The sequence below is a fragment of the Mycoplasma sp. ATU-Cv-508 genome, assembly GCF_004011945.1.
Classification (GTDB): Bacteria; Bacillota_I; Bacilli_A; order Mycoplasmatales; family Metamycoplasmataceae; genus RYZV01.
In genome coordinates, this window is the sequence record NZ_RYZU01000001.1 from 534065 (window position 1) to 548236 (window position 14172).

Below are 14172 nucleotides of genomic sequence, written 5' to 3' on the forward strand. Positions count from 1 at the left end.
TTGATTAGAATTTTAAACGCCATGGGAGCGCGCACGCTCGTTTTTGACCAGTACGCTCGCAAGAGTTTTCCCGAGCACGCGAGCGACTACGGTTTTACTTACGTTTCTTTGAATCGCCTTCTCACTCAATCCGACTTTATCTCGCTCCACGCTCCTTTAACCGAAACCACCTACCACATGTTTGACAAGGAAGTTTTTAAAAAAGTCAAACCCGGCCTTATTTTAGTTAATTGCGCTCGGGGTGAGTTAGTCAAAACTAAGGACTTAGTTTGAGCGCTTAAAAAAGGGATTGTGGCCGGCGCCGGACTAGATGTGCTTGAGCGCGAACGCGAGAGATTTTTTTACGATTTGCAAACTCGTTCTAAAAGGCTGGCCAAGGAAGACCCGGATTGAAATTACTTACTCCAAGCCGAGAACGTGATTGTTAGCGCTCACCAAGCTTATTTTACTAGCGCAGCTCTAGATCAAATCGCGGCCATTACCTTGCAGAACGCGAGCGCGGCTGAAAAAGGCGAACTAACCCAGGCCTTGGTTTTAAAATCAGACGGCACGGTTATTAATGGCTAAATTTCAAACTCAGCGCGCCATTTTAGCTGGTTCTTTTGACCCGTGGCACGAAGGGCACCAGTCGGTTCTAGAAGCCGGGCTGGAAATTTTTACCCAAGTAATTGTTTTAGTCGCTAACAATCCAACTAAAAAGCAAACTCCAATGTCGCTGCGCTTGGCGCAAGTTCAAAAAAAAGTCCGTCACCCACGTGCGGTGGTCAAATCGCTGACTCAAGGCTACGTAGCTGACTTTGCTCGCCAGGCCGGAATCAACTTTTTAATTCGCGGTGTCCGCGGCGATGCTGACTGAAATTATGAGCGTGAACTAGCCTTAGCTAACCAAAAAATTAACCCCAATTTAAAGACGATTTTTTTCTTAGCTAAACCAGAACAAGCTAGTCTGTCTAGTTCGGCTTTGCGACCAAACATCGATTAGGCTTTTAGTACAATGATTAGTAAGATGGAAGTAAAGTATGACCACCGCTTAGTCGAAAAAGGTCGAGCTCTGAAATGGGTTAGACAAGGTTATTTTTCAACCCATCAGCCTAGTTTAAAAAAGTTCAGTTTAATTTTGCCCCCTCCGAACGTGACGGGCGAACTTCACCTGGGCCACGCCTGAAACGCTTACATTCAAGATACGCTAGTTCGCTTCAAGAAACTTGAAGGTTATGACGTTTTATGGCTGCCCGCGGTTGATCACGCCGGCATTGCCACCCAAGTCAGAGTCGAGCAGCACCTTTTTAAAATGCAAAAAACCACCCGTCATGAACTGGGTCGCTCAAAGTTTATCAAAGAGGTGTGGAAGTGAAAAAATCTCTACGCTCAAAAAATTGTTGACCAGTGGCAAAAACTTGGTTTAGCGCTTGATTATAACCACCAAAAATTTACCATGGATGAGGACCTTGTCCAAGCGGTAAACCAAGCTTTTATCACTCTTTACCAGCGCAAATTGATTTACCGCGGAATTCGCGCGATTAATTGGGACCCCAAACTTCAAACGGTCATTTCTAACATTGAAGTAGAAAACCGTCCCGTCGCCAGCAAAATGTACTACTTTGAGTACGTTTAGTTGACGGCATCAAAAAATTGCTAGTAGCGACTACGCGCCGGAAACAATGTTTTCCGACGTGGCCTTGGCCGTTAACCCCAGCGACAAACGCTATGCTTCTTTGGTCGGTCAAAAAGCGCTCAGCCCGCTAACAGGAGCAGTTTTGCCCATCATTGCCAGCACGCACGTAGAGCATCGCCGTGGCTCGGGCGTGATGAAAGTGTCGGCTCACGCGGCGGTCGACGTTGAAATTATCCAGGCCAACCGACTACCTTTGATCGAATCAATTGACCGCCAAGGCAAAATGAATTCTAACGCCCAAGATTTAGTTGGCTTAGACCGTTTTCAAGCTCGCAAGGTCGTGGTTGATCGTTTGAAAAAATCGGGCGCTTTAGTTAAAGAGGAAGACACCATTAGTTACGTCGGCTTTTCTCAACGCTCAAACGAGGTGATTGAAATTCTTGTCCAACCGCAGTGGTTCATTAAAATCGCTCCGCTTGCTCGCCGAGTTTTAGAAAATTTAGACTCAGCTCAGGGCAGTCAGTTTTTCCCTCCACGTTTTAAAGGGGTGCTCAAAACGTGGGTTAAAACGCGCACGACTGGACGATAAGTCGCCAACTTTGGTGAGGCCACCGGATTCCCGCCTGGTACTTAGGTGATAAAGTAAAAGTTCAAAGCGATTCGCCTGGTCCTGGTTGACGCCAAGACGAAGATGTGCTTGACACCTGATTTTCTTCGGCGCTTGTCCGTTTAGTTTTCTTGGTTGACCGCGTAAAAAAACGCTTTTGCAAGACTACTACCCGCTCTCAATTTTGGTAACTGGTTATGACATTATCTTTTTCTGAGTTGCTCGGATGTATTTTTTCGGGCTTGAGTTTACGGGTCAAACGCCTTTTCAAGCGGTGTTACTCAACGGATTAATTCGTGACGAAGAAGGTCAAAAAATGTCCAAATCACGCGACAACGGCATTGATCCGACAAAGGTGGTTGACAAGTACGGATCCGACGCTTTGCGTTGGTTTTTGCTGACAAACTCAACGCCTGGGCAGGACATTCGTTTTTCGTACCAAAAAATTGCTTCCGCTTGGAACTTGCTCAACAAACTTTGAAACGTAAGTCGCTACATCATGCACGTAATGCCGCATAAGTCAGTCCAAAAGCCGTCAGACACTGATTTATGAATCAAAAAACGTCTGGCTCTTTTAGCCAAGACGTTGACCAAAAAGTTAGACCAGTACCAACTTACTTTAGCTGGGCAGGCGATTAGTCAATTCATTCAGGAAGATTTGTCGTCTTGATACGTGGAGTTTAGTAAAACAGAACCTAATTACCACTTTGCTAGTCAAATACTAAGTCAACTTTTAGTGCTCGTTCACCCGTTTTTACCGTTTTTGAGCGATTACTTATTTGAAAAGTTGACCGGAGAAGAACTCTTAGAAAAATCTTGGCCAACTTTCAAAACTAGCCGCGACGTTTCTTACATTGACCGCGTCATCAGTTTGACCAGAGCGCTGAGAGAGTTTCGCGCACTTCACCAAATTAGTCACCGTCAAAAAATTTTTTACGACTCCGAAACTAAACTAAAAGACTCCGAAGAGAAGATGCTTAACCACTTAGTTAACGGAGAGAGAAAGACTAACCGCGATGTTTTGCTTTTGGCGGGCAGCGAAAAGATTTACGCGATTTTACCGGCCGAGCAAATTGAACTTCAGAAGAAACGTCAGACCCAGCAACTGACTCATTTAGCGAGTGAAATTAAACGCGCGGAAGATTTATTAGCTAACGTTAACTTCCAATCCAAGGCTCCGCGGGAAAAAGTCAAGTTAGAAAAAACCAAACTGGCTCAGTTAAAAGATCAGCTCAAAAAACTTAAAAGTAATTTGTTGAATTAATGGTTAGTTTTTCTCAGAAAAGTTTGTCAACTAACTGAATAAATGTGATACCATTCTATTTGGGTCGCAAGACCCAAAGCATAAGTACACAACTCATTTTCAATTTCAGATAAGATTTTTATATCTCTTTTTTATTTTCATTTAGGTAACTTCATTTGTTTCGCCCTCTAACCCAGAGGGTTTTTTCTTACCCAATTGATAGTCTCTATAATTGTCTTAATTATGCAAACGCTTGATGGTCGCCAGCTAGCCCAAAAATTAACTACCGAGTTAATTCAAAGAGTAAAACGCTTGCCTTTTGCACCGCGTTTGGCGATTGTGCAAGTCGGCCATGACCCAACTTCTGAGCGGTACGTGCGAGCGAAAATAACTAAGGCTCAAGAGATTGGCATCAAGACTTTACACGTTCAAGTTAACTCAGAGATTAGCGAAAAAAAGTTGCTAGATTTGGTTAGAAAAAACTCACTCAGTGCCGAGGGATTAATTGTCCAATTGCCTTTGCCTAGCAAGGTTAACTCTAGACGCGTGCTTGACGCGGTGCCGCCTTGAAAAGATGTTGACGGGCTTTCTAGTTTAAATAAAAAGGTTATTCCGGCTACGCCGCGGGCTATCTTGGCACTTTTAGATTATTACGGCATCAAAATAGCTAACCGAACCGTGGTGGTTGTCGGTCAGTCGCTTTTAGTCGGAAGCCCTGTTAGCGACCTTTGCGAAAAAAAGGGTGCCCGCGTTATTCGGCTTGATAAAAACACGGGTATCGCCCAAGCCAAACTAGCTGACATTTTGATCGTGGCTACGGGCGTAGCATCTTTAATCAAAGCCGAGCACATTAAAAAGGGTGCGGTCATCATTGACGTGGGAATTAATGAGGTCGGAGTTTTACCTAGTTTTAAAAAAGTGGTGGGCGACGTTGACAAAAAATCGGTTAAACACAAAGCAGGCGCTCTTTCGCCGGTGCCTTACGGCGTGGGGCCAGTGACGATTTTAATGCTTTTAACTAACTTGGTTGAGCTAGTTGAGCAAGCCCAAGAAGTCCGTTAGCACTAAAGTGCTATAATTTTTTTGCTATGACTTCGCGCCAAATTGAAATTTTAAAAGCGATTGTGGAAGAGTACATTCAAACCGGCCAACCTGTTGCTTCTGCTCATTTTACTAGTCAACCTCGTTCGCGTCGTTGGCGTTTTGGAGCGCTCTCATCAGCGACGATTCGAGGCGAAATGTTTGCTCTTGAAAAAGACGGTTATCTCCAAAAAGCGCACGCTTCTTCGGGACGCATTCCGACTACCAAAGGCTACCAACACTACGCCCAAAACGTTGCGACTGAGAGTAATGATGTTTTGCTCAGCAAACTCCAAGATGTGTTTGCCCGCCGACGTATTTCGATCGATTTAGCGCTTGACCAAGCGGCCAAAGCGATTAGTCAAGTGGTCGGCATGACACTAGTCACTAGCACCCATCCCGAAGACGAATTAATGAAATCAATTTGACTAACGCCGATCGACCACAATTTAGCCACGATTGTCGTAGTCACTTCAACGGGTCGGGTTGAATCTAAAATTTTGGAGTTTTCCGAAAATCTGAGTTTAAACGATGTGCGGATTGCCGTGCGACTTTTTAAAGAGCGTTTAGCTGACACGCCCTTAAAACAGCTTTCAAGCAAAGTTGCCGCGCTGGCACCGCTTTTAGCTAAGAGTGTCAAACATTACGAGGAGTTAATCGCCACTTTTGTCGGCAAGATTTTTGATTTTCACCACCACATTTCTAACAAAGTTTACGGCAATTGAAACTTAGTTAAGTCGACCGAAATTAAACGCGAGGATTTAGCTAAACTACTGGACATGATTGAAAATAAATCGATTTGGTCTTCGATTGAAGGCAAACTAAGCGACGAGGAAAATTTAAAAATTGCCGTTCGTCCTGACAACATCTCAATCATCTCTAAAAAAATTCATCTCAATAACACCACTAAAGAAATTTCAATCGTGGGATCAAACCGTCTCAACTACCAGGAAGCGCGCACCGCGATCAAACTCCTGGAACGTTTTTAAAGGAGGAGTAAGGTGCAAGAATTTTTAACGGTAATTTTAGTCGTGTTTTTGATTGTATTGGTGGTCGGAATTGGTCTTAGTCTTTACCTTTACCGCCTGCGCGAGCGCTCTCGCTCGGTGGGCGACATTGGCGCAACGCGCGAGCACCAATTGCAAAGTTTTAACACGCGAATTGAGGAGTTACGTTTTCAACTAACGCTTTTAATGAGCGGAGTGGAGAACACAAAACTAGATGAAGACGAAATTGTCAAACTGATTAGCTCAGCTCACTCGGACCATCAGCGCGAGACATTTCCGCTCCGGGAAATGTTAGAAGCAGTTTTAGGTGGTGATAAAACTTACTACGTTTGGCAATACGCCGACGCTGAAAATTCTTTTGACGCGATGCTCTACGGAGTCAGAGATCAAAAGAATAACATTATCATTGACAGCAAGGCGCCGCTTGACCTTTACCACAAAGCGTTTGTTTTGCCTAACAAAGAAAAACGTCACGAACAGTTAAAAGTTTTCATTGACAAACTGCAAACTTACTTAAGGTCGGTCAAGTCTTTTTTAGATGTTGACCACGTCGCGCCTTTTATGCTCGTGTATTTGCCCAGCGAATCGGTTTTCAACTATTTAAAAAGACGTCAACCCGAACTAATTAGTGCCGCTCGCGAACAAGGCGTTCACCTAGTCGGACCCATCCAACTTTTTCTCGCCTTGCTTCTGTTTAAAAAAATGAAAACTAAGGTCCAAGGTGATAAACTTTATGATGAGATTGCTCAACTAAAACAAGATTTTGCCAATTTTGCTAGTCGCTGAGATAAACTAAACCGGCGTTTACGCCAGTTTAGTCAGGAGTTTGACCAAGTCAAAAGTAGTTTTTAATTTGGAGATTAACGATGAAAAAACCGCCCAAGTCCCAGAAAGAGCCGCATAAATCACCGACTCGTCCCAAACCAAAACGTCAAGCCGGTTCCAAAGCCGCAGCTAATAATTCTGCTAAAAAGGTTAGTGAACTGCAAAAAGAGATTAAAACTTTGCGCGCCAGTCTAACTAATTTAGAAAGTCAAAACTTGGTGCTAAAGCTTGAAAACCAAAAAAACATCGCCGATTTTCAAACCAAGGCCAAAGGTTTCCAAACCAAGGCTCAAGCCGAACTTGAAAAGGCTAAGCAGCATTTGCTCAGACAAGTTAAAGAAGAAAAAGAGCAGTTGCGCCGCTACGGATCGCAGCCGCTAGTCGAAAAAATTATCGACCTATCGTCCACATTGAACAAGCTCTCCAAACCGGCTCTGAGCAAAAAGACCCAGCTGTCCGAGCTTACTTAACCGGTTTTAAAATGCTGTTTGACCAACTTTGCGAAGGCCTTAGCGAAGGCGGACTAATTAAAATTGTGCCTCGCGTGGGTGAGGAGTTTGACCCCGAAATTCACCACGCTATTTCAACCGAGAAAAAATCTGGTCGTGCCAATAAAATCGTGAGCGTCAAACAAGTGGGTTACAAACTCCACGACCGGGTAATCAAGCCGGCTGTAGTCGTAGTCGGCAGTTAGTTGTCTATAATTATTGCATGGCTCAGCCCCGTTATTTTGACAGCCACGCCCATTTAGTCAAACCTTATTTTAACCAGCAGCAAGTTGAGGCTGCACTCGCTTTAGCACGCGAAGCGGGCGTTGATCGCATCGTTGTGCCTAGCACCAACTTAGAGGATTGACAAGAAGTTCGTCAACTCGCTAAAACTCACCCCAAACTAGGTTTGGCTTTTGGTATTCATCCCGACAGCGCTCAAGCGGACTACGACAAGAGCATCTTTAAACAAATTCAAAAAACGCCGATCATCGCACTTGGTGAGATTGGCATTGATCTTTACCGCGAGGCTAATCCGCCGCTGGAAGTTCAACGTCACGTTTTTGAGCTCTTTTGCGATTATGGTCTGAAACACAATTTACCGCTGCTTGTTCACATGCGCTCTGCCGAGCAAGCTGTGTACGACGTGCTTAGTCAAAAGAAGTACCAAAAACTTCGCTTTGTAATTCACAGTTACACGGGCGATCTTGATTGAGCGCTTAAGTTCATTGAGCTAGGCGGACTAATTTCCTTCTCGGGAATCGTAACTTTTAAAAACGCCGAAAACGTCCAGTCAGTTGCCCGTCAACTTCCGCTTGACAAAATAATTTGCGAGACCGACACTCCGTACTTAACACCCACTCCTTACCGCGGTCAAACTAACCAACCTGCTTACGTAAAACACGTCGCCGAATTTATCGCCCGGATTCGTCCTGAGAAAGACGAGAAAGTGATTGAGGCTCTCTATGAAAACGCCCGCCGGTTCTTCCGCAAAAAAGCCGCTTAGTCCGTCCGAGATAGTTGATATTTGGAACCAAATTGCCTTTAGACCAACGCGTGGTAAGGGTCAAAACTTTTTGGTTGACCTAATCGTTTTGGACCGGATTAGCCAACTTGTTAGCAACCAAAAATGAGCGACAATCGTGGAAATTGGCGCTGGTCTAGGCGCTTTAACGCCGTTTTTAATTCACCAAGCCGCAAAAGTAGTCAGTTATGAAATTGACTCTCGTCTAGCCCAGTTTTTAAAAAAACGGCTTAGTTTTGAAAACTGAACTTTGGTGGAAGACGATTTTTTAAAAAGCGATCTTAGTCAGTTCCAAAAGCCCCTGCTAGTCGTTGGCAACATTCCTTACTCTTTAACCGCGCCGATTCTTTTTCACCTTTTCCGTTTTAGCGACTCGCTTAGTCAAGCCATTTTGATGGTCCAAAAGGAAGTCGGTTTGCGTCTGGCCGCTCAGCCGGGTCAATCTAATTACGGCAAACTGACATTGAGCGCCAACTTGTTTTGTCAAGTTAAACTTGACCAGAGTGTTTTTGCCAAGCAGTTTTAAACCGCGTCCCAAAGTGGACTCAATTTTGGTTGTCTTGACTTTTAAGCCCGGAGTGAGTTGGCAAAAAAACGCTTCCGAACTTGAGTTTATTAGCCGCGCTTTTGCCTATCCGCGCAAAACGCTAGTCAACAATTTAAAAAATTTTTATCCGCTTAAGAAGATTCACTCAGTTTTAGACAAGCGCGGTTTTAAGCAGACAGTTAGAGCCGAAGAACTTAGTGGTGAAGCGCTAAGATCGTTATATAATCTACTCAACCACTAACATGAACGGAAAAAAAGTCGTTTTATTTGCGATGCCTAACTCCCAAAAACTGGGGCAAAAAATTTCTCGTGAATTAGGAATTAAGTTAACCAAAATTGATGTGACCACTTTTGCTGACGGCGAGACAATTTTAAAGTCGACCGAGACAATTCGCAACAAAGACGTTTTTGTGATTGGTGCAACCGCGCCGCCCGTTAACGAAAACATCGTCCAACTTTTAATTTTTCTTGACTCGCTTAAAAGAGCTTCGTCTGCTTCAATCACAGTCGTGCTTTCTTACTACGGATACGCTCGCCAAGACCGTAAATCGCAAGGTCGCGAACCGATCGGGGCTAAACTTGTTGCCGATTTAATTGCGACTGCCGGAGCGACCAAAGTGATTGCCGTTGACTTACACAATCCTTCAATCCAAGGTTTTTTTGATTTACCCGTTGATGATTTACGCGGTCAGTACATTTTGGCCAAGCAACTTAAAAAAACTCGCGCCAAACTTGATGATTGTTTCTCCCGACCACGGCGGAGCCGTTAAAGCCCGTCTTTTGGCCGACATTCTCGGCGGACCAAGCGAAATTGCCATCATTGACAAAAGTCGCTCGGGTCCTAACCAGTCCACGATTCAAGGCGTTTTGGGAAACGTTGAAGGCCAAGACGTGGTAATTATTGATGACATGATTGACACGGGCGGAACGATTGTCAAAGCGGCTAAACATTTAAAAATGGCCGGAGCTAAAAAATTATCGTGGCCGCTACCCACGGCATTTTTTCGCGCGGTTTTGACATCTTTAACGAATCGGATGAAATTGACCAAATCGTGGTGACCGATTCGATTGAGCAAGTGGCGCAATTAAGTCAGCTAAGTTAACGGTCGTTTCGTTAGCTGAGTTTATTGCTAAAGCGATTGAGGCGACTTACTCTAGTACTTCAATCACCAAAATTTACCACCAAATGAAAGAGCGAATTCACAGTTAAGATGAAAGTTTACGTTTATCCACCTGCCATTACAATTGGACAGTTTCTCAAGAAGATGCGCTATGTTTCAACGGGCGGTCAAGTGAAACATTTTTTAGCTCACAACGTCATCAAAATTAACCAAAAGAGTCCGGTCGGAAGAAACACCAAAGTTCCCGTCGGTGCCACCGTTTGGGTTAACGATGATCTTTACATGGTTTTAGCTGACCCGAGCGCCTCAGAGACAGCTAGTTAAATTAGTTTTTCTTGACTTGCGCCGATTAGCGTTAAAACACCACCAACAATTCAGTAAAAAAGAATCGCAATAATGCAATGAGTTAAGGTAACAGTTTTTTTGCCTTGGATGCGTTGCATACAACCAATTATCATCGGAATCCCCCACAGCATGCCGATGATGGTGAAACACCAAATGCAGGCGAAAATAATCGTTAAAATTTGGCCGGCCAAAATTAAAGCGTTTTCGTTTCTTTTGTCAGGCGTTTGGATTAAGCTGGTATGGGGTCGTACTTCATTGGAATTGTTTGCTCCTTGCTAGGCGTTTAGCTGTGATTGCTTGGTATTTTAATTATAGGGATACTTTAATCCAACACCGACTTAATTTTGTCAACCACGATTGAAAACTGCTTTTCGTAAGTCAAAATGTGACGGGCGTGGGGTACTCAAATTAGAGTTAAATTGGGTTTTTTTTGGGCAAATATGCGGCGGACTTTTGGTAAGTTGGCTACCACATCATCCCCAGGCTGAAAGTAGTAGACCGGCTTTTGGGGTACTTTTTTGGCCATGTAACGTCAAGCGCGTTTGTTAGCGGCTCAAGTGGCGAGCGTTTCACGGATTTGGCGGTTTTTGTTCCGGTCAGCTAGACGTGCTAACCGGTGTAAAGCCCGGTTATTAGAAAAAAGCTCGTAGTTAATTTGGGTTTGGTAAGCAAAGTTAATGTTGGTTAGGTAGGAAATGCTAGTTAAAAACTGCACTTTAAATTGTTCCCAGCGCGAGGCTTTGAAAACATTAACGAGTTTACTGGGGATTGATTGAGCAAAGACCCTTCAATTAATTCGGGGTATTTGTAAGCAAAAAGCACGCTGTAAGAACCACCCATCGATTCACAAGCAGCCAAACTCGGTAACCCAAAGCACGAAAATGGTTGACGACAAAACGGTAATCTTTCAGGTGTTTGGCGATTGAACGAGAAGCTTTGAGTTGAGAGTTGGCGTGTCCTCTTTGTTCAATGGCAACAATTTGTAATTTTTAAAAGCGTCAAAAAGCGGGCGCGCAAACGAAGCCGATCCATCTAGACCGTGTAAGTAAATGATTAGTTTTTTGCTTTCGCTCCGGTTAGTCAAAAATTGGATGTGACTTTTTTGGTATTTAAGACTCCGGCAAATAATTTCAGACGCCATTAGTTTCTCATCAATTATACCAACTACTTAGGACTAACTGAGCACCCCGATGCTTAAAAGCATCCTAGTCTAGGGCTTAGGTTTGAGTTTGTCTAGTTAAAGTTGTTATAATTTTTACCATGAAAATAGAAGCTAAAATTTCAAGTGTAGTTAATCCAGAGCTCTTTGTTTGCCGCGTAGTTTTTGGCGAAATTGACCAGAGCACCTACTTTACCAAAAGTTGGGCAAAGTAATTTGTGTTTTAAAAGCAAAACCGCTGACCTATTTTTAGGCCCGGTTCAAAAAGTGGACTATTGAAAAATTGCTGAGCACCTGGGGCAGTTTTTTTCCCGCTGACCAGCTCACCAGCCGCTGCAAGTCGATCTAGGTTTGTTCCAGGCTGCCAAACTAACAGAAAGTGAACTTTACCGGCTAATAGTTTGGAGTTTAGCTCAGGCCAAGCACCCGGCTTATAAACTGAGCGTTAAGCCCAAAAAAGTTCCTGACGTTTTCAGTTTAACTTTGGTCGACAGCCAAGGACCAAGCAGCGAGAAAAATGCCCAGTTAGAAAATTTACTGACCGTTGCTAGGGCAGCTAACTTAGCCCGCGATTTACAAGACACTCCGCCCAACCTTTTAAACAGCGAGCAGTTTGCCGACAAAATCAGAACTGAACTAGCTAATGTAGCCGAACTAAAACTAGAAATACTTGACCAAAAAGCGATTCAAGCGTTGGGCATGAACCTACTTTTAGCAGTTAACGCCGGCAGTCCGGTCGAACCGCGCGTAGTTGTGATTGAGTACTTAGGAGCACCCGAAAGTCAGGAAAAAATCGCGCTGGTCGGTAAGGGGATTACTTTTGACAGCGGAGGTTACTCGCTCAAACCAAGCAACTTTCAGAGCGGAATGAAATTTGATATGTCCGGAGCCGCGGCAGTTTGCGCGACGATGAAAGCGCTCGCTGAACTTAAACCAGCGGTTAACGTAGTGGCAGTTGCTTGTTTAACTGATAACCGAATTGGTAAAACGGCCACTTTAGTCGAATCGGTTGTCAAGTCTTTAGACGGTAAATTCGTGGAAATTGAGGACACCGATGCCGAAGGTCGGTTAGTTTTAGCCGACGGAATTTCTTACGCGATTAAACACAAAAATGTGAGCGAGATTATTGATGTAGCGACTTTAACTGGCGCTGCTAGTCGCGCGCTTGGACCTTGGTTTACCGGCGTGATGGCTAACGACGCGAGTTTAATGGACCGATTCGGACAAGCCAGTCAAATTTCCAAAGAGCGAATTTGACCACTACCCGTTATCCGCGAACACCGCGAAATTATGCGTAAATCGCAAACTGCTGACTTAAGTAATTTTCCGGGCGAAGTTAAAGCCGGAATGTCAACCGCGGCCGCTTTTCTCTTTGAGTTTAGCCAGGGAAAACCACACCTTCACCTTGACATTGCCGGAACTGCTTACGCTAAAAAACGCGGTCAAGGAGTGATGGTCAAAACGCTTTTAACTTACTTAACTAACCGGACTTCTTTTTCCGACCACTCGGTTTGGCTCGGTACTTCCGGGTTGTTAGCCGAAAATAAGTCTTAACGGGAAAAGCATGCGGATGTACCAGGGAATCCATTTAAAACGGACTCCTCGGGTGTTAATTTTAGCTTTCCGCTCAGGAACTCTTTGAGCGCGTCTTCTCAGTTCCCAAAGATACATTAAAGCGTAGGCCGACACTTCGCGGTCGGTGTCCATTTTGTCAATTTCTTCGATGTTATCAAGCCAAAGATCAACGCGCTTTTGATCTCACTTGGCTTGGGTGGAGTTGCCCGGTCGGTCGACTCACCAAACTACCAGCGGCTCGCCAAGGTAGTAAATCCGCTTGGCTTTAGAGATTAAGTAATTGAAAAGAATTGTGTCTTGGTAAGAAACTTTTTCGCGCAACTTAGGAAGCTGGTAAAAAGTTCGCGCCGATAAAACTTTCCGTGGGAGTCGAAAGCGGCGATCGAGCTTGGGCAGCGCTGATGTACTTACTCTTAAACAAAATAACGGGCAGGGCACGCTGCTTGCCGTTCATTAGTCTAATTAGTTTTGTGATTAAAACATCAATTGTCGGATCGCGAACTAGTTGTTGGTTAACAAGTTCTAGAGCGCGAGGAACAAACCAATCGTCAGAGTCTAAAATAGTCACGTACTGGTTCTTAACCAGTTTTTTTGTAAAACGTAGTTAATCACCGATCCCCAGTTGCCGTTTGGTTTGCGGAAGTAACGTCAGTTAGCGTGTTTGTCTAAAAAAGGTTCAACCGCGGTTTTTAAACCGTCAGTTGAACCGTCATCAATAATTAGGACTTCAAAATTTTGGTAAGTTTGTTGCTCTAACGAGCGCAAGGTTTTGCTAATGAATGGGACTGCGTTATAAGCAGGAACAATAACCGTGAACGACATCGCTCCTAACATTATATCTGCTTTTAACAACTGAGCCGACGTGGTTAGACAAGTTGGGCTTTACGTCGGGTGATTTTATTCCGCGCGGGTGGCAGCAATAAAAGCAAAAAGGGCATTAGCGAAAACCAAGCGGCAAAAACAAGCCACTTTCTTTTCTCTAAGTAGCAACTATAAATTATCGCCAGTCTAATTTGGGCTAGACCTAGTCGTTGACGAAAATCATGGCCAATCGATTGACCGTATTTCTTAATTAGTTCAAGCGTTTTGCTGCCAACCAAGTCGGGTCACTGATCGTAAAAATCTCAACCTTGGTCAAAAAGGTAAATTTGGTAAAGTCCGTGTTTGGTCTTACTCCATTCGTAATCAACTCCGGTGAAAATGCTGCTCAGACAGAAAATAAAACCAATCAGCGGCAAAATTCCGACCGAACCGATGATTATTCAAACCGCCCGGTCGGAGTAAAAAATTCCCAATACGATTAGACCACTGATAACAAGAGTAAAAAAAGTCATCAGCATTCAAGCGCTCCAGGCCGCCATCTTAATTAAGTGTCGGAGAGACTGAAAGTCGCTAATGATCGCACGACTGTGCTTTTTTCATTGTTTGACTGGTAAGTTGCTAACTGAGGAGCGGTATTGACTAATTCGCATGTTGAAAAAATTATACCAATTAAGCCCCAAGTAAGGTCACCAGAACGAGAGGTTAATGCTAGTG

21 protein-coding genes and 1 pseudogene are annotated in these 14172 nt (G+C 44.1%); 16 read left to right on the plus strand and 6 right to left on the minus strand.

Annotated features, from left to right (window positions below; all coding sequences use genetic code 4):
* The 15 genes and pseudogenes from CSH31_RS04670 to CSH31_RS03255 all read left to right on the plus strand — a co-directional run bounded on the left by CSH31_RS04670 (position 1) and on the right by CSH31_RS03255 (position 9881).
* Positions 1 to 567: an NAD(P)-dependent oxidoreductase gene (locus CSH31_RS04670; protein ID WP_236630706.1), complete on the plus strand. Its 567-nt coding sequence runs from the start codon at positions 1 to 3 to the stop codon at positions 565 to 567.
* Entirely contained in the window at positions 560 to 982 is a 423-nt protein-coding gene (gene coaD, locus CSH31_RS03190) for a pantetheine-phosphate adenylyltransferase (protein ID WP_128008812.1), read from the plus strand. Before CSH31_RS04670 ends, coaD begins: the two co-directional genes overlap by 8 nt.
* Positions 983 to 1006: 24 nt before the next feature.
* Complete coding sequence (locus CSH31_RS03195; RefSeq protein ID WP_161565710.1) at positions 1007 to 1615, plus strand: class I tRNA ligase family protein; 609 nt, start codon at positions 1007 to 1009, stop codon at positions 1613 to 1615.
* Positions 1616 to 1661: 46 nt separating this feature from the next.
* Entirely contained in the window at positions 1662 to 2204 is a 543-nt protein-coding gene (locus tag CSH31_RS03200) for a class I tRNA ligase family protein (RefSeq protein WP_128008814.1), read from the plus strand.
* Between the two features lie 175 nt (positions 2205 to 2379).
* Complete coding sequence (locus CSH31_RS03205; protein ID WP_128008815.1) at positions 2380 to 3486, plus strand: class I tRNA ligase family protein; 1107 nt, start codon at positions 2380 to 2382, stop codon at positions 3484 to 3486.
* Positions 3487 to 3708: 222 nt separating this feature from the next.
* On the plus strand, positions 3709 to 4527 hold the full coding sequence (locus CSH31_RS03210) for a bifunctional 5,10-methylenetetrahydrofolate dehydrogenase/5,10-methenyltetrahydrofolate cyclohydrolase (RefSeq protein ID WP_161565711.1): 819 nt from the start codon (positions 3709 to 3711) through the stop codon (positions 4525 to 4527).
* Between the two features lie 26 nt (positions 4528 to 4553).
* Positions 4554 to 5534 carry a heat-inducible transcriptional repressor HrcA gene (hrcA, locus tag CSH31_RS03215; RefSeq protein WP_128008817.1) on the plus strand — a complete coding sequence of 327 codons (981 nt, stop codon included), beginning with the start codon at positions 4554 to 4556 and terminating at the stop codon, positions 5532 to 5534.
* A 12-nt stretch (positions 5535 to 5546) separates the two neighbouring features.
* Positions 5547 to 6404, plus strand: coding sequence for a DNA recombination protein RmuC (rmuC, locus tag CSH31_RS03220; protein WP_128008818.1), 858 nt, complete (start codon positions 5547 to 5549; stop codon positions 6402 to 6404).
* Positions 6405 to 6418: 14 nt separating this feature from the next.
* Positions 6419 to 6847, plus strand: coding sequence for a hypothetical protein (locus CSH31_RS03225; protein WP_128008819.1), 429 nt, complete (start codon positions 6419 to 6421; stop codon positions 6845 to 6847).
* A complete protein-coding gene (gene grpE / locus CSH31_RS03230; protein WP_236630741.1) occupies positions 6844 to 7071 on the plus strand; it encodes a nucleotide exchange factor GrpE in 228 nt (75 codons plus the stop codon). The genes CSH31_RS03225 and grpE overlap by 4 nt, the downstream gene beginning before the upstream one ends.
* Positions 7072 to 7088: 17 nt before the next feature.
* Entirely contained in the window at positions 7089 to 7871 is a 783-nt protein-coding gene (locus tag CSH31_RS03235; RefSeq protein WP_127942967.1) for a TatD family hydrolase, read from the plus strand.
* The gene (locus CSH31_RS03240) at positions 7831 to 8415 is read left to right on the plus strand and encodes an rRNA adenine dimethyltransferase family protein (protein ID WP_128008821.1); all 585 of its coding nucleotides are present in this window, start codon (positions 7831 to 7833) and stop codon (positions 8413 to 8415) included. Before CSH31_RS03235 ends, CSH31_RS03240 begins: the two co-directional genes overlap by 41 nt.
* A complete protein-coding gene (locus CSH31_RS03245; protein ID WP_345775197.1) occupies positions 8393 to 8677 on the plus strand; it encodes an rRNA adenine N-6-methyltransferase family protein in 285 nt (94 codons plus the stop codon). The genes CSH31_RS03240 and CSH31_RS03245 overlap by 23 nt, the downstream gene beginning before the upstream one ends.
* A 1-nt stretch (position 8678) precedes the next feature.
* Positions 8679 to 9646: pseudogene (locus CSH31_RS03250) on the plus strand (ribose-phosphate pyrophosphokinase).
* Between the two features lies 1 nt (position 9647).
* The gene (locus CSH31_RS03255; RefSeq protein ID WP_127942970.1) at positions 9648 to 9881 is read left to right on the plus strand and encodes an RNA-binding S4 domain-containing protein; all 234 of its coding nucleotides are present in this window, start codon (positions 9648 to 9650) and stop codon (positions 9879 to 9881) included.
* Here CSH31_RS03255 and CSH31_RS05025 read toward each other — a convergent pair.
* Positions 9878 to 10000, minus strand: coding sequence for a hypothetical protein (locus CSH31_RS05025; RefSeq protein ID WP_345775180.1), 123 nt, complete (start codon positions 9998 to 10000; stop codon positions 9878 to 9880). The two genes, CSH31_RS03255 and CSH31_RS05025, sit on opposite strands and share 4 nt — an antisense overlap.
* 224 nt (positions 10001 to 10224) lie before the next feature.
* The gene (locus CSH31_RS03260; RefSeq protein WP_128008823.1) at positions 10225 to 11043 is read right to left on the minus strand and encodes a hypothetical protein; all 819 of its coding nucleotides are present in this window, start codon (positions 11041 to 11043) and stop codon (positions 10225 to 10227) included.
* A gap of 234 nt (positions 11044 to 11277) precedes the next feature.
* Here CSH31_RS03260 and CSH31_RS03265 point away from each other — a divergent pair, with 234 nt between their 5' ends.
* Positions 11278 to 12615, plus strand: a complete 1338-nt coding sequence (locus tag CSH31_RS03265; RefSeq protein WP_161565713.1) for a M17 family metallopeptidase — start codon at positions 11278 to 11280, stop codon at positions 12613 to 12615.
* Here CSH31_RS03265 and CSH31_RS03270 read toward each other — a convergent pair.
* From CSH31_RS03270 to CSH31_RS03285, 4 genes are read right to left on the minus strand one after another with little or no spacing between them, the layout of a single operon-like run.
* Positions 12595 to 12957 (minus strand): hypothetical protein, encoded by a 363-nt coding sequence (locus CSH31_RS03270; protein ID WP_128008825.1) that lies wholly within the window; start codon positions 12955 to 12957, stop codon positions 12595 to 12597. The two genes, CSH31_RS03265 and CSH31_RS03270, sit on opposite strands and share 21 nt — an antisense overlap.
* Position 12958: 1 nt before the next feature.
* Positions 12959 to 13204, minus strand: coding sequence for a hypothetical protein (locus CSH31_RS03275; RefSeq protein WP_128008826.1), 246 nt, complete (start codon positions 13202 to 13204; stop codon positions 12959 to 12961).
* Positions 13192 to 13470: a glycosyltransferase family A protein gene (locus CSH31_RS03280; protein WP_201736478.1), complete on the minus strand. Its 279-nt coding sequence runs from the start codon at positions 13468 to 13470 to the stop codon at positions 13192 to 13194. Before CSH31_RS03280 ends, CSH31_RS03275 begins: the two co-directional genes overlap by 13 nt.
* A 32-nt stretch (positions 13471 to 13502) precedes the next feature.
* Positions 13503 to 14108, minus strand: a complete 606-nt coding sequence (locus tag CSH31_RS03285; RefSeq protein WP_127942975.1) for a hypothetical protein — start codon at positions 14106 to 14108, stop codon at positions 13503 to 13505.
* Positions 14109 to 14172: the final 64 nt, after the last annotated feature.